General features: G+C 35.2%; 13 protein-coding genes. All 13 read left to right on the top strand.

Annotated elements, in window-relative coordinates; translation table 11 throughout:
- The first annotated feature begins 21 nt into the window (after positions 1-21).
- The 13 genes from GJJ64_RS07635 to GJJ64_RS07575 all read left to right on the top strand — a co-directional run bounded on the left by GJJ64_RS07635 (position 22) and on the right by GJJ64_RS07575 (position 18795).
- A complete protein-coding gene (locus GJJ64_RS07635; RefSeq protein WP_154287162.1) occupies positions 22-1521 on the top strand; it encodes a pectate lyase family protein in 1500 nt (499 codons plus the stop codon).
- An 11-nt stretch (positions 1522-1532) separates the two neighbouring features.
- Positions 1533-3014, top strand: a complete 1482-nt coding sequence (locus GJJ64_RS07630) for a pectate lyase family protein (RefSeq protein ID WP_154287161.1) — start codon at positions 1533-1535, stop codon at positions 3012-3014.
- Positions 3015-4400 (top strand): pectate lyase family protein, encoded by a 1386-nt coding sequence (locus GJJ64_RS07625; protein ID WP_229655495.1) that lies wholly within the window; start codon positions 3015-3017, stop codon positions 4398-4400. It begins immediately after the preceding gene.
- A gap of 11 nt (positions 4401-4411) precedes the next feature.
- A complete protein-coding gene (locus GJJ64_RS07620) occupies positions 4412-5167 on the top strand; it encodes a rhamnogalacturonan acetylesterase (RefSeq protein WP_154287159.1) in 756 nt (251 codons plus the stop codon).
- Between the two features lie 2 nt (positions 5168-5169).
- Positions 5170-5910: a rhamnogalacturonan acetylesterase gene (locus tag GJJ64_RS07615; protein WP_317162918.1), complete on the top strand. Its 741-nt coding sequence runs from the start codon at positions 5170-5172 to the stop codon at positions 5908-5910.
- Positions 5910-6872 (top strand): pectinesterase family protein, encoded by a 963-nt coding sequence (locus GJJ64_RS07610; RefSeq protein WP_154287157.1) that lies wholly within the window; start codon positions 5910-5912, stop codon positions 6870-6872. The genes GJJ64_RS07615 and GJJ64_RS07610 overlap by 1 nt, the downstream gene beginning before the upstream one ends.
- Before the next feature lie 290 nt (positions 6873-7162).
- Entirely contained in the window at positions 7163-8497 is a 1335-nt protein-coding gene (locus GJJ64_RS07605; protein ID WP_154287155.1) for a T9SS type A sorting domain-containing protein, read from the top strand.
- 73 nt (positions 8498-8570) lie between these two features.
- Positions 8571-10307 (top strand): right-handed parallel beta-helix repeat-containing protein, encoded by a 1737-nt coding sequence (locus GJJ64_RS07600; RefSeq protein WP_154287153.1) that lies wholly within the window; start codon positions 8571-8573, stop codon positions 10305-10307.
- A gap of 42 nt (positions 10308-10349) precedes the next feature.
- On the top strand, positions 10350-14078 hold the full coding sequence (locus tag GJJ64_RS07595) for a pectinesterase family protein (protein WP_154287151.1): 3729 nt from the start codon (positions 10350-10352) through the stop codon (positions 14076-14078).
- Between the two features lie 164 nt (positions 14079-14242).
- A complete protein-coding gene (locus tag GJJ64_RS07590; RefSeq protein ID WP_154287150.1) occupies positions 14243-15877 on the top strand; it encodes a glycoside hydrolase family 43 protein in 1635 nt (544 codons plus the stop codon).
- An 8-nt stretch (positions 15878-15885) separates the two neighbouring features.
- Entirely contained in the window at positions 15886-16947 is a 1062-nt protein-coding gene (locus GJJ64_RS07585) for a right-handed parallel beta-helix repeat-containing protein (RefSeq protein ID WP_154287148.1), read from the top strand.
- 3 nt (positions 16948-16950) lie between these two features.
- Positions 16951-17931: a pectinesterase family protein gene (locus GJJ64_RS07580; protein WP_154287147.1), complete on the top strand. Its 981-nt coding sequence runs from the start codon at positions 16951-16953 to the stop codon at positions 17929-17931.
- A gap of 42 nt (positions 17932-17973) precedes the next feature.
- A complete protein-coding gene (locus GJJ64_RS07575) occupies positions 17974-18795 on the top strand; it encodes an ATP-binding protein (protein WP_154287145.1) in 822 nt (273 codons plus the stop codon).
- Positions 18796-18856 lie beyond the last annotated feature (61 nt).

Raw genomic sequence — 18856 nt, 5'->3', positions numbered from 1 at the left:
TAAAACTTCTATTCAAAAGTCATGTCAAAAAATATTTTAAGCTTTATAGTGATAGCCCTGTTCTGCTTTACCTCTTGTAAAAAGAACAAGGTTAATACTGGCTTTACAGATTCTGTAATTCCGAAAGAAAATTTACCTGAAAGAGTTATAGAAACAGCCGTTGCTTTTCCAGGTGCAGAAGGCGCTGGTAAAAATACAACCGGAGGGCGAGGAGGAAGAGTTATTAAAGTAACTAATCTTAACGATAGTGGTACAGGAAGCTTAAGAGCTGCCGTTGATGCTACTGGCCCTAGAATAATCGTTTTTGAAGTTTCGGGTAATATCAAACTTAAAAGTCGTCTACAAATAAGAAATGGCGATGTCACCATAGCTGGTCAAACAGCTCCTGGTGATGGAATTTGCTTGCAAGACTATGAAACTAACATAGCTGCCAACAATGTCATCATCAGATATATGAGATTTAGGTTGGGAGATACCAACGTGGCAACCATAGAAAGCGATGCTTTATGGGGCAGAGAAATAGAAAATATTGTGTTAGACCATTGTTCTATCAGTTGGTCTATAGATGAGACAGCATCTTTCTATCACAATAAAAACTTTACCATGCAGTGGTGCATCATTTCAGAAAGTATGAATAACTCTGGCCACTCTAAAGGAGCACATGGTTATGGAGGTATTTGGGGAGGAAGTCCGGCTACTTTTCATCATAACTTATTAGCACATCATACCAATAGAAACCCACGTTTTGATGGTGGTAAAAGATACAGTGGTGGTAGTGGTACAGGGATAGGTAAATACGGTGCCGATAAAATTGACTATAGAAATAACGTAGTTTACAATTGGAGTGGTAATAGTACTTATGGTGGTGAGAACGGCGAATATAATATGGTAAATAATTATTATAAATACGGACCGGCTACCCCATCTACCAGAAGAAACAGAATTATGCAAGTTTCTAAGGATAATACTACCGGAGCAACAAACCCTGCAGATTATGGTGTTGGTTATGGTACTTTTTATATCGCAGGTAATTTTGTTTTTGGAAACCCTACAGTAAGTGCAGATAATTGGAACGGAGGTGTTGATTTTGATTCTGGAGTTACCAAAGCCATGGCACAAAAAACATCACCATTTGAGGCTGTTGTTATACCTGTACATACCGCAGAACAAGCTTATGCAGCAGTACTAAGTTATGTTGGTTCGAGTTTAAAACGAGACGCAATTGATACCAGAATTATAAATGAAGTAAGAAACGGTACAACAACTTTTAACGGTTCTATTTCGGGGCTTCCGGGTATTATAGATAAACAAGGGGATGTAGGTGGATGGCCAACGCTTGTACAAACAGCAGTTTTGCTAGATACCGATGGTGATGGAATGCCCGATGATTGGGAAAAAGCAAAGAAATTAGATCATACCAAAGCTAACGCCAGCGGTAGAGATTTAAGTACAGCATACGATAATATTGAAGTTTATATCAATAGTATAGTGGCAACAATTACAGAAAATCAATACAAATAAGCTCCATTAACATGAAATATAATACCTCGCTTATTTTGTTGTTACTAATTGGGTTTGCAACCATAGCATGTAAAAAGAATAAGGTTAATACTGGTTTTACAGATACAGTAATACCTCAAAACAACTTACCGGTAAAAATTACCGAAACAGCACTAGCTTTCCCTGGTGCCGAAGGTTTTGCTAAAGATATTACTGGCGGACGTGGAGGTAGAGTTATAAAAGTAACCAATCTTAATGATGCAGGTACCGGAAGCTTAAGGGCAGCTATTGAGGCTACAGGCGCAAGAATTATTGTGTTTGATGTTTCTGGAACTATTGTTTTAAAAAGCCGACTTCTTATAAGAAATGGCGATGTTACCATAGCTGGACAAACAGCACCAGGAGAAGGTATATGTTTAAGAGATTATGAGGTTGGTGTTGACGCAGATAATGTTATTATTAGATTTCTTAGGTTTAGGATGGGCGATGCTGCTCAGCAAGAAGGCGATGCTTTAGGTGGCAGATTTAGGAAGAAAATTATGGTAGATCATTGTTCTATGAGCTGGTCTACCGATGAATGTGTGTCTTTTTACGCAAACGAAGATTTTACTTTACAGTGGTGTATTATAGCAGAAAGTTTAAGAAACTCGGTTCATGGCAAAGGAGCACATGGTTATGGTGGTATATGGGGCGGCAGAAGAGCCTCTTTTCATCATAATTTAATGGCTAACCATGATAGTAGAAATCCTAGACTTGGGGAAGAAGCAGGTAAATCCTTTGCTTTAACAGATTTGGTTGATATTAGAAACAACGTATTCTATAATTGGGGAAATAATAGTATGTATGGCGGCGAAGCTATGAATGTTAACATCGTAAATAATTATTATAGACCTGGTCCTGCTACAACAAAAAATGAACGTATTTTATCTATCGATAAGAATAAAGACGCAACAACAGAAGTATATGATATTTGGGGCAAATTCTACGTGGATGGCAACTTTGTAGAAGGTAGTAGTAGAGCTACCAATGATAATTGGGTTTATGGCATTTATAATCAGTTCCATAGCAGTTATGGTACAGTTTCAGAAGCAGATAAAGCCAGTATGCGTTTAGCAAACGCTTTACAAATTAATAGTAATGTAACTACACAATTAGCAACTACTGCTTATGAGCGAGTATTAGAATTTGCAGGTGCCTCATATAAAAGAGATGCTGTTGATACCAGAATAGTGCAACACGTAAAAAATAAAACTTTTACCGCACAAGGTTCTAATGGTAGTACCAATGGTATCATAGATACACAAACAGATGTAGGAGGTTGGCCAACACTTAATCAAACCGCAGTTTTAACTGATACCGACAGTGATGGGATGCCAGATGATTGGGAAAAAGCAAAAAAAATAGACCATACCAAAGCCAATGCTAATAGTAGAGATTTAAGTACTGGTTATGATAATATTGAAGTTTATATCAATAGCTTAGTAAGCTCCATAATAGAAAATCAAGTTAAATAAATGAATAAAATATATAGCTTAATTGCCATCTTTTTTTTCTTTATGATGGATGTTATAGCGCAGCCTATAGCCTTTCCTGGTGCAGAGGGCTTTGGTAAATATACAACCGGTGGCAGAGGCGGGAAGGTTTACATTGTAAGCAACTTGGATGATGATGGTGAGGGAAGTTTAAGAGTAGCAGTTACAGCTAAACATCCCAGAATAGTGGTTTTTACTGTTTCTGGCACCATTCATCTAAAATCTAGATTAAATATCAGTAAAAATATAACTATAGCTGGCCAAACCGCACCTGGCGATGGTATCTGTATTGCAGATTATCCGGTAAGTTTAGCTGGTGATAATATCATCATTAGATACTTACGTTTTAGAATGGGAGACCGTTATCAAAATGGAGGTAAAGTACCCGGCTCTGGTAGTGATGATGCCATGAGTATTTCTAAAAGGAAAAACATCATCATAGACCATTGCAGTTTAAGTTGGAGTACCGATGAAGTATTATCCGCTTACGGTGGCGATAGTACCAGCCTTCAATGGAATATCATTTCAGAACCGCTAAATTATTCTTATCATTTTGAAGAAGGCGATACTGATTTTGAAAAACACGGTTACGGAGGTATTTGGGGAGGCTCAAATTTATCTGCACATCATAATCTTTTTATCCATTGTAACAGCAGAACACCCAGATTTAACGGAGCTCGTTTAGGTTCTACAGATGAGTTTGTAGATTTTAGAAATAACGTAATCTATAACTGGGGGCATAATAATGTTTATGGTGGCGAAGGAGGGAAATACAATATCGTTAACAATTACTATAAGTTTGGGCCATCAACCAACCAAAATATATTTAACAGAATTGTTAACCCTTCGGTAGACAAAAATGGTAAACACGGGCAGTTTTACGTTGCCGGAAACAGCGTTTATAAATCATCAGAAACCACTAGAAATAATCTTAAAGGCATTCAGTTTGATAAGAAAGCCGATAGTTTAAGTAAACAAAATGCTGTTTTAAAACATCCTTTTAAAGTTTTGGATGGTAAAAATCAATCGGCAAAAAAAGCTTATAAAGTAGTTTTAAAAGGTGTAGGCGCAAGCTACAGAAGAGATACTTTAGATAGCAGATTGATTAATGATGTGAAGAAGCAAAAGGGTAGGATTATAGATGTGCAAGGCGGCTTTAAACACGGCACAAGTTACGAAGAAAGCAAAATTGCTTGGCCGTTTTTAGCATCAGAAAAAGCAAAAGTAGATACAGATAAAGACGGTATGCCGGATGATTGGGAAACTAAAAATAAGTTAAATCCAAAATCGGCAGATGACCATCAATTATATAATTTAAGTAAAGATTATACCAACTTAGAAGTATACATCAATAGCTTAACAAAGTAATTTATAAATAGATGAAATTCTTAAAACAAATAAGTTTTGTTTTTTTGGCTGTTATGGTTTTAGCTTTTAACCAAGCTAAAGATAAAACAACTCTTTATTTAATTGGCGATTCTACCATGTCTCAAAAAAGTATAAAAGCTTATCCAGAAACTGGTTGGGGCATGCCTTTTACTCACTTTTTTGATTCTACAGTAGTGGTAGAAAATCATGCACAAAACGGTAGAAGTACCAGAACTTTTATAGAAGAAAACAGGTGGCAGCCCATCTTAAATAAGTTGAAAAAAGGAGATTATGTATTTATCCAATTTGGGCATAATGATGAAGTACCAAGCAAAAAGAGCTATACTACTGAAAAGGATTTTAAAGCCAATCTTTTAAAGTTTGTAAAAGAAAGCAAATCAAAGAAAGCTATCCCCGTTTTAATTACACCCGTTGCCAGAAGAAAATTTAATGCTGAAGGTAAGATTGTAGATACACACGAAGTTTATGCTGCTTTGGTAAGAGAAGTGGCTAAAAAAAATAAAGTCCCTTTGATAGATTTATCTGTTAGTAGCATGAAACTACTTCAAGATTTTGGGGTAGAAAAATCTGCCCATTTATTTAATCATTTAGCGCCTGGTCAAAATCCTAATTATCCAAGTGGAAAAATAGATGACACACATTTTAACGAGTTAGGAGCCCGGTATATGGCGCAATTGGTATTGGCAGAAATAAAATCGTTAAACTTAGCCATTAGCTCAAAAATCATTAAACCTGTAAAAAAATAGCCGTGATAAGAATTTATATTTTAGCTATTGTTTTCATCTTAAGTTCATTTAAACTTACAGAAGATAAGCCTTTAACTATCTGGTTGATTGGAGACTCTACCATGGCGCAAAAGCCTACAAATAAATTTCCTGAACATGGCTGGGGAATGCCTTTTGCCAACTATTTTAACCATGCTGTACAAGTAAAAAATAAGGCTAAAAATGGGAGAAGTACCAGAACATTTTTACAGGAAAATCTTTGGCAGCCAATTGTAGATTCTTTGCAAGAAGGAGATTATGTTTTTATACAATTTGGGCATAATGATGAAAGTCAGAAACATCCGGATAGATATACTTCTCCGGAAGATTATAGAATAAATCTATTAGAGTTTATCAATGAAACTAAGGCAAAAAAAGCAACGCCTATTTTACTAACTCCGGTTTCTAGAAGATATTTTGATAAAGAGGGGAAAATTAAACAAACGCATTTGCTTTATTCTGATGTGGTTAGGGTATTAGCTAAAGAGCAAAACGTTATGGTTATTGATTTGGATGAGAAGAGTAGAAACTTGTATCAGCAATTTGGTGATGAAGACTCTAAACTGTTATTCCTTGATTTTCCTTCTGGCTTACATCCTAATTATCCTGAAGGCGCTAAAGACGGAACTCATTTTAACGAATATGGTGCCAGAAGAATTGCCGAATTGGTGCTGCAAGAGATAAAAAAACAGCAAATTGGTTTAACAACATATATTGTAAAATAATGCGTAATTTTTTAAAGTATCTTTTCTTTTCGATGATGTTTATATCTCAAATACATCTAGCTAAAGCTAAAGATTACCATTTTATTGTTGATGCAAAAGGTAAAGGAGATTTTAAAACCGTACAAGAGGCTATAAACGCAGTTCCTGATTTCAGAAAGCAAACAACCATTATTTACATTAAAAATGGTGTTTACAAAGAGAAATTGATTTTACCAGGGTCAAAAAAAATGGTAAAATTTATTGGTGAAAGTAAAGAAAAAACGATTTTAACTTTTGATGATTTTGCTGCCAAGCTTAACAAATTTGGTGAACCCATTGGTACATCTGGGTCTTCTTCTTTTTATATTTATGGGGATGATTTTAGTGCCGAGAATATTACATTTCAAAATTCATCTGGTCCGGTTGGACAGGCAGTAGCAGTACAGGTCATTGGAGATCGTATACATTTTAAAAATTGTAGATTTCTAGGCTATCAGGATACACTTTATACCTACGGATATGGTAGTAGGCAATATTATGAAAACTGTTATATAGAGGGTACAACAGATTTTATTTTTGGTGCAGCAACCGCTTTATTTAAGTCTTGCGAAATTTACAGTAAAAAAGGAGGCTCGTTTGTAACCGCAGCGTCAACGCCAGATACTATCAAGTACGGTTATGTATTTATAGATTGTAAACTCACGGGTGATGCGCCAGAAAATTCTACTTATTTAGGTAGGCCTTGGCGTCCTTTTGCAAAAACCGTTTTTATCCATTGCGATTTAGGGAAACACATAAAACCAGAAGGCTGGGATTTTTGGGGTAAAGAAAGCAATAAGCGTACTGCTTTTTATGCCGAGTATCAGAACAAAGGCGAAGGTTTTAAACCAGAACAACGTGTAAGTTGGTCTTTTCAATTAGCAGAAAATCAGATAGATAGTTATAAAATGGAATTAATTTTAAAAGATTGGATTCCGAAATAACCTAAGATAAACTTGTTTTAAACAAGTGGTATTTTGAATGTTAGCTAAGACGATAGGCCTGAGAATCTATCGTCTTTTTTTATTTCCTTTTTACTACATCGTTCCCGGCAACGATTGCATAGATTTATTTGCCTAAATGCCTGTTTTTCAATTAAAAACTTAGTAGAATTGGATAGCCAATTAAATAAACCTAAGCTTAAAATCATTCTGGTAAAGCCAATTTTCCATTAATGCCTTTAAATTTTAGGTTTTAAAAAATTAACCAATTAATAAATTTTAATTTCTAGATTATGATTAAAAAATTACTTAATTATTTATTTATTTTAACCCTAATAGTATTTAGTTCGTTACAAGTTATAGCACAAACGGATGTTTCTGCTATATGGGTCCCATCTTCTACTGCATTATCAATAAATCCTGCAACTACTTCTGCAAATATTTCGGCAACAACTGGATTGGGAGCTACCATGAAAATTTTTGCGTTTAATCAAACTACTAGTGGTGCAGTTTCAGATGCTGATAATAAGTGGCTAAGGGTCGCTATACCCCATCCACTTGCAGCTGCTAATCCATCACTCCCTTGGTCTGGAGTACCTGAAGGGAATTACGACCCAACAGAATATTTAGAGTTCACGATGAAATCAGACGATGGTAAATGGTTACAATTAACGAGTATTAATGTTCCTTTAATAGCTTTTGGATCTGGGGACGTACGTATGGTTGCTCGGTATTCTGTAGATGGGACAGCTGAAAGTGATTTTAAATTTTTCTATAAAAAAGCTAATTATTGGGTGCAAACATCTGGAAGCACAGGAGAAGTTAAAGAGGTTGCTTTAACTCCAGCAGATCGGTTAACGGTAAGAAGAAATAGGAATACGGTAGGTACTGACGGTGGACAAGTAACTTTAGATCAAATAACTTTGAAATTTACTGGCTTACAAATTAATGTTGCTCCTGGTAAAACATTTCGTGTTAGATTATATCCTTTTATGAGGTCTGAGCCTTCTTCTACGGGTTCAAGAGGAATCCAGATTAGGGAGTCAATTTCACTAACAGGTAAAACAAGTGATGCCGCTCTAGCAACTGATGAGCCTCTTCCCCTAGACTTCCTTTCTTTCACAGCTAAACCATCAACTTTAGGTGCCGTTAATTTAGATTGGAAAACTACTAACGAGGTTAATACAAAAAATTTCGAAGTTCAAAGCAGAACAGCTCATACAGAATTTAAAACTATTGGCACTGTAAGAAGTAAAAACACATCTGGTATTCATCAATATACCTTTTCAGATGATAAACCTGCTGCTTCAACAGTGTATTACAGATTAAAGCAAATTGATAACGACGGAAAATTTAAATATAGCGATGTGGTTTCTGCAAATGTTAAGTCTAGTTTATCAGTAAAAATCTATCCAAATCCTGTAAGTAGTGTGTTAAGTGTAAGTCATCCAGGTGAAGTTTCACGATTAACAATTGTTAACTTACAAGGTAAAAAGTTAATACAACAGACCATAGCTCTAAGCGCCACCTCAACAGAAGTAAATGTTTCATCGCTTCAAGCTGGTACTTATATCATCATGGTAGAAGGTAAAGGAATAAAATCATCTTTAAAATTCTTAAAAAAATAACCTAATCATCCTTAACAAAAGGGCGTGTTCCTTTTAAAAAGTCACGCCCTTTATTTCTCTGTCATTTATTTCAATGAAAAAGTTTTGCTTATTCATATGGGTTGTTTTTTGTCTAAATTTTGAGCATTTAGTTGCGGCACAATATACTGTAAGTACCGTTACAGAGCTAAGGAGTGCTATTACAGCTGCTGTTGCTGGAGATGTGATTTTGTTAAACGGAGGTACTTACACCTTTACCACAAGATTAGAAATCAAGAATAAAAGTGGCAATGCTACACAGAAAATTACCTTAATGGCTAATCCAAGTAGTGCTTCAAGACCTCGGTTTGATTTCTCTGCAATGCCAGAAAATAGTAGCAATATTGGCGTTTTATTGGATAATGCACACTATTGGCACATTAAAGGAATTGATGTTTTTAAAGCTGGTGATAATGGGATGCAAATTAAAACATCAAATAATAATATTATTGAGTTTTGTACTTTTTCAGAATGCTATGATACTGGTTTACAAATAGATAATGGTTCTTCTTCTAATTTAATTTTAAACTGCGATTCATATTTTAATGCCGATTCTGGGATAGAAAATGCAGATGGATTTGCTTGTAAAATGAATGCAGGTACCGGAAATATTTTTAGAGGTTGCAGGGCATGGCAAAATCTTGATGATGGCTGGGATGGATATCTAAGAGGGACAGATAATATCACCACAACTTATGAAAACTGTTGGGCTTTTGATAATGGGAAACTAAAGTCTGGTGCTATAAGTGGAGGCGACGGTAACGGTTTCAAAACCGGAGGTAGTGATTTAAAAGATTTAAAGCATCATGCTATTTATAAAAATTGTATAGCAGCAAGAAATGTAAAAAAAGGATTTGATCATAATAGCAATCGTGGCGAGGTAAGTCTTTACAACTGCTCGGCCACAGAAAATAATACCAATATGGGATTTGGAAGCACAAATCCTTTGGCTAAACTCGTCATAAAAAACACTTTAACATTAGGTACAACAGGCACTGTTACTGCTACAGTTTTAGATGTAACACATTGTAGTTGGAATAGTAATCCTTCAGTTACTGTTTCTAATACAGATTTTGCAAGTGTAAATATTGCAGAATTAAAAAATCCACGAAAAGTAGATGGAAGCCTCCCTGATATTGACTTTCTAAAATTGGTTTCTGGTAGTGATTTAATAGATAAAGGAACTTCAGTAGGGTTGCCTTTTTTAGGCTCAGCACCAGATTTAGGCGCTTTTGAATACGTATCGTCTTTGCCTTTAAATTTATTGAAATTCGAGGGTCAAAGAACTCCATATGGTGTAAAATTATCATGGTTAACTACTAATGAAGTAAACACCCAAGATTTTGAAGTTTACAAAAGAAGTAATACTGATTTTATTAAAATCCATACTACACAAGCAAAAAACACCTCTGGTACCCATTATTATGAGTTTATTGATGACAACCCTATAGATGGATATTCATACTATCAGCTGAAGCAAAATGATAAAGATGGTAGATTTTCTTTTAGTGATATGGTATTAATATCATCTACAAAAAAATCTAGTGGTCTTTCTGTATATCCAAATCCGGCTAAGGATATTCTTAAAATAAAGGGGGCGTTAAATGATGCTCAAAGTGTCAAAATTATATTCGAGAATCTAATTAATCAGAAGGTTTTAGAGCAAGTTTTAAACTTTAATGAAGGTGAAAACACCATAAATATCCAACACTTACCATCAAGTATTTATTTAATCTATTTAATTAAAAATAATCAAAAGCTATTCATACAAAAGTTTTTAAAAATCAACTAAATAAGAACTAGCTCAAAATAATATCAAATAAAAACAAGTATTATGAAAAGAATTATCTATGTTTTATTCCTGTTAATTTCTTTAGTAAATAGTGCTTCGGCTCAAAGCGTTACAGCTACTTGGTCACTATTAACTAATACTTCCGGAACAGCATCAGGAGGAGGATTAACATTAAGTAACCAAAACTTAGGGAGTGCTATATCTGGCGTTCAATATGGCTCTACTTTTGGAACTGTAACAGGATGGCAAAGGGTAGCCTCAACTGTTACTTTACCTACTAGTTATAATGCAAATTCATATGTTGAATATGCAGTTACTGTACCTGCAGGTAAAAAAATTACCATTAGTAATATTAATTTTAGTGCATTAGGAGGAGGAACAAGTGGTGCAAGAATGGCTGTTTTTTACTCTTTAAATGGTTTTCTAAACTCATCTTCTGCTGGGGCTATTAGTTATAACAATATAAGTTATGTTAATGATACAGGAACTGGGGCAGTAAGTTTATTAAATACAAGTACAACGCCACTTACGGGGCAAGAAGTGGCTAACATAAACACAAATATAGAAGTAGGTCAAAATAAAACGCTCACCATAAGAATTTATGTATGGGCAGGTTCAACAGGTAGATATTTTACTTCTAAAGATTTTAAGTTAACAGGAGTTATAGCAGATGACACTACACCTGTTTTACCTCGTTATACCGTTAACACAATAGTTAATAATAATAGTGCGGGTACAGTTATTAAAACTCCCAACAGTACTGATTATGAACAAGGTTCTTCTCTTAGTATACAGGCAGTAGCCAATTTTGGTTATAGATTTGTAAAATGGATTAATACGGATAATAATGCAGATTTATCTACAACCAATCCGTACGTAATCACAGTAAATGCCTCACAAAATATTACAGCTGTTTTTGAGACCCTCACTACATACAGTTTTACTCTTAATAAAATTGGTTCTAACTGGGGTGAAGTTAATTTATCTCCAGCCCCAACAAATGGAAGATATGTTGAAGGTACAGAAGTAACCATGACGGTTATTCCTAATCGGGTAACCAGTTTTAGCTATTGGGATGATAATTCTACAGCATTACAAAAAATTGTAACTATTAATTCTGATAAAACTTTTACAGCAACTTTTGATGAGATTCCTTTTATTGTTGGCTGGGATTTTAAATCAGAGAACCCTAAAATTAACCGTACTGGAGATTTTTACTCAGAGTCTAGTAATACCGGGTTGATATCTATTCATGAGCCAAACGGCACAGCTGTAAACTGGTTATCTAACACTGGCTCTTTTTCTCCTGCTTATCCAAATTTAAGGTTTTGGACAGCAGCGGCTAATTTTTTAACCAATCGTAGGTATTTAAAAGCACAATTTACAACAACCGGGTATAAAAATATTCAGGTAAAATCTATGATTACGGCTAATTATCAAGCCTATTCTGTACAAAGACTCCAATATTCTTTAGATGATATTACCTATACAGATGTTGCAAGTGTTGATATCACAAGCGTTTACAATACTGCTTGGAAAGACTTAAATGTTACTTTACCTGTTGCAGCAGAAGGACAAGCTAGAGTTTATTTAAAATGGATTGCTGATACTTCTAGCCCTATTTTAGGAAACTCAACAGATAATGATGGGACGGCTTTTACCAATATCTTCATTTTTGCAGATAAAGAAATTGTAAACGACACCAACGCACCTTTATTAATTTCTAGCGTTCCTGCGTCGGCATCTTCTACTGCAACAATAAATGGATCTATAGTGCTTACATTTAATGAAAAGGTTAAAGCAGGTACAGGTAATATTACACTTGGAAGTACTGTCTTAACACCGGTTTTTGGTTCTAAAACAGCAACTTTTGCTTACGAGAAACTAAATTACAACACTTCATATACTTTTACCGTTCCTGCAGGCGCTTTAACAGATATGTCTGGTAACCCTTATGCTGGTACAACTATAACTTTTACAACTGCAAGTCGTTCACAACCTACAAGAAAATTGTTTGACGCTGTTGTAGCAAAAGATGGTTCGGGTGATTATACTTCGGTTATAGATGCTATTGCTGCTGCACCAGCATCAAGAACCACACCTTGGGTAATTTTTATTAAAAATGGTAAATACACAGGTCACCATGATATTCCTAGCAATAAACCCTTTATACATTTAATAGGGCAAAGTAGAAATGGGGTTATCATTTCTGATAATAGATTATCTGGTACAAATAACATCGGTGCAACGGTATATCATGTAAGTCAAGGAGCTACCATGGTAGTAAATTCAAAAGATTGCTATTTCGAGAATATTATTTTTGAAAACAGTTATGGTTTCGAGACGCAAGCAGGACCACAAGCTTTAGCTTTATATACCACAACAGATAAGTTTGCAATGAATAATTGCTACTTAAGAAGCTATCAAGATACTTATTTAACTGCCTACAGCAGCATTGCTGATAGACATTATATCAAAAACTCTAAAATTGAAGGTGCTGTAGATTTTATTTACGGTGGTGGCGATGTGTTTTTTGATAAAGATACGATTACCATGACGCGTAAAGACGGCGGATATATTGTAGCACCAAGTCATGGCAATGGTACAGCTTGGGGTTATGTATTTAGTAATTGTATCATTAACGAGTCTATTGTATCTGGGGCAACATCTTATTTCGGTCGTCCTTGGCAAAATGCTCCTAAAACAGTATTCATCAATACCAAACTATTAACCGGAATTTATGCAGCTGGTTGGTATTATAAAATGGGTGCTATTCCGGCTGTTTTTGCAGACTATAATACTGTTAATGCTCAAGGTAATCCGGTAGATTTAAGTCAGCGTATTTCTAATTACGAGTATGATGTGAAAGATGCAAATGGTAACGTAACCAGTACAGTAACTGGTGTGGCTAAAAAATCTTTAACTGATACAGAGGCTGCAAGTTATACCTATGAAAATGTAATTCTTAGAAGTGGTGATGTTTGGGATCCTAGGTTAATAGCCGAAGCCCCAGATAAGCCTGCAAATTTGCAACGTAGTGGTAATACCCTGTCATGGAATGATGTACCTTATACGCGTTTGTATGTAATTACTAGAAATAATAATGTGATAGGATTTTCACTAACCAATAGTTTTACAGATAATACTGCTGTTAGTAATACCAATTATACTTATACAGTGCAGGCAGCAAGCGAGTATGGCGCTTTAAGTCTAGCTTCTACGCCATATCAAACTTTGCCTCTTAAACTTTTAAGCTTTCAAGCACAAGCTGTAAGACAAGGTAAAGAGGTTGCTTTAAAATGGACTACTACACAAGAAATCAATACCGCAAGTTTTGATATAGAAAGAAGTGTTGATGGACAGGTGTTTAATAAGATTGGTAATGTAAAAGCACAAAACAAGAGTGGTAATTTAAATTATCAATTTACTGATTTCTCACCTCTTAAAGGTGTTAGTTATTATCGCTTAAAGCAATTAGATTTAGATGGAAAGTTTGAATATAGTCCTTTAAAAGCGGTTGATATTACAATTAATCAGACTATCATTTATCCAAATCCAGTGAGTTCTGAGCTGGCTATCTCTCATCTTGGAGCAAAAGCAACTGGCAAACTAAGTATCTTTAATAGTTTAGGTAAAGAGGTTTTAAAAATTGATGGACTGAAATCAGAAAATCAAACTAAAGTTGATGTTTCTACACTTCAATCTGGTGTTTATTTCATCCAACTCTATATCGGTAAAGAAATATTTACAAGTAAATTTATCAAACAATAAAGAATAAGCTTTAATTAAGGGTTTAGGTTTATGAACTTAAACCCTTTTTTTCATTTTATGCGTTTAGCATATCCGGTATCGATTGCATAGTTTATCTGACAGAAGTTCCAACATCTTGAATTTTTTTATGTAGAATTGCAAAAGAAGCCAATTTTATAATCATCATGAATAAACATTTTCTTAAAAGCTTATTACTATCTGTAGCTTACTTTTCTGTTCAAACCATTTCTGCTCAGGAATATGTTTCAAAAGTTTGGGTGGCCGATTTAGGCAATGGGAAATATAAAAATCCCGTTTTAAATGCTGATTATTCAGACCCTGATGCTATCCGCGTAGGCGATGATTTTTATATGATTTCATCAAGCTTTAACCATATACCGGGTTTGCCTTTACTACACTCTAAAGATTTGGTAAACTGGACTATCCTTACGCATGTTCTACCAAAGCAAATCCCTGCCGAAACTTTTAAGAAAGTTCAACATGGTAATGGTGTTTGGGCACCAGCTATACGTTTTCATAAAAACGAGTATTATATATATTATCCAGACCCAGATTTTGGAATTTATGTAACCAAAGCCAGTAACCCAGTTGGTCCGTGGTCTACACCAGAATTAATTTATGAGGGCAAAGGTTTAATAGACCCTTGTCCGCTTTGGGATGAAGATGGTAAAACTTATCTCGTACATGCTTATGCAGGCAGCAGGGCAGGCATTAAAAGCGTTATAGCCATTGCGCCCATGAACCAAGAAGGTACCAAAGTAACCGGGCAAAGTGTAATTGTTTATGATGGGCATGAGGATGACCCAACCATAGAAGGGCCTAAGTTTTATAAAAGAAATGGTTATTACTACATATTTGCTCCAGCTGGTGGGGTACCTACAGGTTGGCAACTTATTTTAAGGTCTAAAAATATTTATGGCCCTTATGAACGTAAGAATGTTCTAGACCAAGGCAAAAGCCCAATTAATGGCCCACACCAAGGCGCTTGGGTTGATACCCAAGCAGGTGAAGATTGGTTTCTACATTTTCAAGACAAAGAAGCTTATGGCAGGGTATTACACCTGCAACCTATGAAATGGGTAAAAGACTGGCCAGTTATTGGTGAAGATAAAGATGGCGATGGAAAAGGCGAACCTGTTTTAGTTTATAAAAAGCCAAATGTTGGTAAAACGTGGCCTGTGCAAACACCAGTTGAGTCTGATGATTTTAATAGTCCAATTTTAGGTAAGCAATGGCAATGGCAAGCAAATGCCGATGGTACTTGGGCTTTTGCCGGTAATAAAGGCCACTTAAGATTATACACCAAGCAAATTCCGGCAGAATCTAAAAGCCTATGGGATGTTCCAAATATTTTAGGGCAGAAATTTCCTGCCGATAATTTTCAAGTAACAACTAAAATTACTTTTACCCCAAATGATAAGTTAGAAAATGAAAAAGTAGGCTTAATCATTTTAGGGCAAGATTATAGCACCCTGTTTCTCAAGAGCAAAAAGGATGGTATCTATCTTGGCTATGGTCTTTGTAAAGGAGCTGTAAAGGGTAAAGAAGAAGTCGAAAGTATCATTAATAAAATAGATACTAAAACTGTGTATTTCAGAGTTCAGGTTAGTAATGGTGGTATCTGTAAATGGTTTTACAGTACAGATAATAAGAAGTTTTTACCTATTACCGAGCCTTTTACTGCTTTGCCAGGAAAATGGGTAGGTGCTAAAGTTGGACTTTATGCTGTTAGAAACACACAAATCAATGACTCTGGCTATGCCGATGTAGATTGGTTTAAGGTAGAACCCATCAAATAATTAAAATAATGAGATATTTTTTAAGCGCATTTTTACTGCTTTTTAGCATCGCCTTAAAGGCACAAATTCAAGTAAATAATGTTGCAGAAATTTTGGCTGCCGTTAAAATAGCTAAAGCCGGAGATATTATTCTGATAAAGGGCGGCGAGTATAAATTTGATGCTCGTATAAACTTAAATACATCTGGTACTATTGAAAAGCCTATCAAATTAATGGCTGCCGATTTAGCAAACCGACCAAAATTTGATTTTTCTGCTCAGCTAGAAGCTGATGCTAACCAAGGTATAGCTTTAAGAGGTCATTATTGGCATATAAAAGGTATTGATGTTTTTAATGCTGGTGATAATGGCTTAATCATTAACGGAGGAAGTTTTAATACCATTGAGTTTTGCACATTTTCAGAATGTGCTGATACTGGCTTACAAATTAGTGGCGGTGCTACTAAAAATCTCATCCTAAATTGTGATTCTTATTTTAATGCAGATGCTAAAGTAGAAAATGCCGATGGTTTTGCTTGTAAACTAGATGCCGGTACAGGTAATACTTTTAAAGGTTGCAGGGCTTGGCAAAATTTAGACGATGGTTGGGATGGCTATCTCAAAAAGACAGATAATATTACCACTACTTACGAAAATTGCTGGGCTTTTTTAAATGGGATGCAAAAAGATGGTACACCAGGCAGAGGTGATGGAAATGGCTTTAAATCTGGCGGCAGCGATGATAAATTGCTTAAGCACAATGCTATTTACAAAAATTGTATCGCAGTGGGTAACTTAAAAAAGGGGTTTGATCATAACAGCAATCGCGGCGAAGTTACTTTGTTAAATTGTTTAGCTTTTGATAATAAGCAAAGCAATATGGGTTTTGGAAGTAAAAATCCATTATCAAAATTAACTATAAAAAATACTCAGGTTATAGGTGAGGTTGGTAGTATAAATGCCGATGTAACCGATATCAGCAATAACAGCTGGCAAAAGCCTACCGCTCAACAAAAGGTTTTAAACATTCAGGATTTATTAAAGCCTCGTCAAGCAGATGGTAGCTTACCTAACATTTCTTTTTTCGATTAAATTATGAAGCATATTCTAGGTTTTCTTTTCTGTTTTTTAAGCATCATCGTTTCACAAGCTCAACCAAAAGTTTACCCATCAAAATTTACGGTAGCACAAGATGGTAGCGGAGATTTTAAAACCATCCAAGAGGCTATAAATGCTGTAAGAGACCATTCAGAAGAGAAAGTCACCATCACTATAAAGCCGGGTATCTATAAAGAAAAATTGGTGATCCCAACATGGAAAAGAAATATCATCCTGCAAGGAGAAAATAAAGAAAATACCATCATTAGCCATGCAGATTACTCTGGTAAAATCTTCTCCGGGACAGATATTACCGGAAATCCAAAATTTAGTACTTATACTTCTTACACCGTCTTAATTGCAGGGAACGATTGCGAACTACAAAATTTAACTATAGAAAACACAGCTGGTGCAGTTGGTCAGGCTGTAGCGCTACATATAGAAGGCGATAGAACCGCAGTTAAAAATTGCGATATAAAAGGTCATCAAGATACTTTATATGTTGCTAAGGATGGCGCAAGAAATTATTTCGAGAATTGCACCATCAGTGGTACTACAGATTTTATCTTTGGAGCTGCAACAGCATGGTTTCAAAGCTGTAACATCATCAGCATAAAGGATTCTTACATTACTGCTGCTTCTACTACCTCCCATTCAAGGTATGGTTTTGTATTTATGAACTGTAAATTGCTTTTCGCTGATGATAAAGTTACCAAAGTTTTCTTAGGCAGGCCATGGCGTCCTCATGCTAAAACGGTATTTATATCCACCTTTATGGATAAACATATTAAACCAGAAGGTTGGGATAATTGGCGAGACCCTAAAAATGAAAGTACCGTTTTTTATGCAGAATATGGAAGTAGTGGCTTGGGTGCCTTTGTACGAGAAAGAGTAAAATGGGCACATCAATTAAAGCAAAAAGAGCTGAGAGCTTATACACTGTCTAAGGTGTTTAACGGATGGCAGCCTTTTAAATAAAGATTCTATTAGTTAGTTTTAAGAAAATTATAAACTAACATCATGAAAAAACTACTTTTTACTTTTTTGTTTTTTGTAGCCTTAAAGGCTGATGCACAGCATAAGCTTACACAAATTTGGAAATCTGCCGATAGTATTCCGGTACCAGAATCTGTTTACTACGCTGCTAAAGAGAAACTTTTATACGTTTCGCAAATAGATGGTGGCGGTAGCGTTAAAGATGAAAAAGGTGCTATTGGTAAGTTAGCTTTAGATGGTAAATCCATCAATTTAAATTGGGTAACTGGCCTTAATGCACCTAAAGGAATTGGTGTTTATAAAAACACCATGTACGTTGCAGATTTAACCGAGGTTGTAGTGATAGATATGAAAGCGGCTAAAATAACCAAGCGTATTGAAGTGCCAGAAACAGAGTTTTTAAACGACGTTACTGTAGACGATAAAGGCGTTGTTTATGTGTCTGATACACGAAAAAGAAAGGTTTTTCGTATCGTTAATAATGTTCCTGAACTTTATTTAAACGATGTTAAAAGCGTAAACGGTTTAAAAGCTATCGGTTCTGATTTGTATATGCTAGCCGGCCCAGAATTATGGAAAGCTAATGCTAAAAAAGAGCTTACTAAACTAGCTGAAGGTTTAGAATTAGGTGGTGATGGATTAGAGCCCGTTAAAGACGGAGAGTTTTTAGTTTCTTGCTGGGGAGGTTTAATTTACTACGTAACTACAAGTGGTAAAGTAGAAAAATTATTAGATACCAGAACAGAAAAAATTAATACAGCCGATATTGGTTATGATCCTGTAAAGCGTATCGTTTATGTTCCAACTTTTCTTAAAAATTCTGTTTTAGCTTTCAAGCTAGACTAAAATATTTTTAATATTTCCCCCTTTAATCTTATCCAAGATTAAAGGGGATTTTCTTTTCAAA

The organism is Pedobacter puniceum (assembly GCF_009674685.1).
GTDB classification, from domain to species: domain Bacteria; phylum Bacteroidota; class Bacteroidia; order Sphingobacteriales; family Sphingobacteriaceae; genus Pseudopedobacter; species Pseudopedobacter puniceum.
Note: the sequence above shows the minus strand (reverse complement) of the source record. Positions and strands in the feature narration are given on the sequence as shown.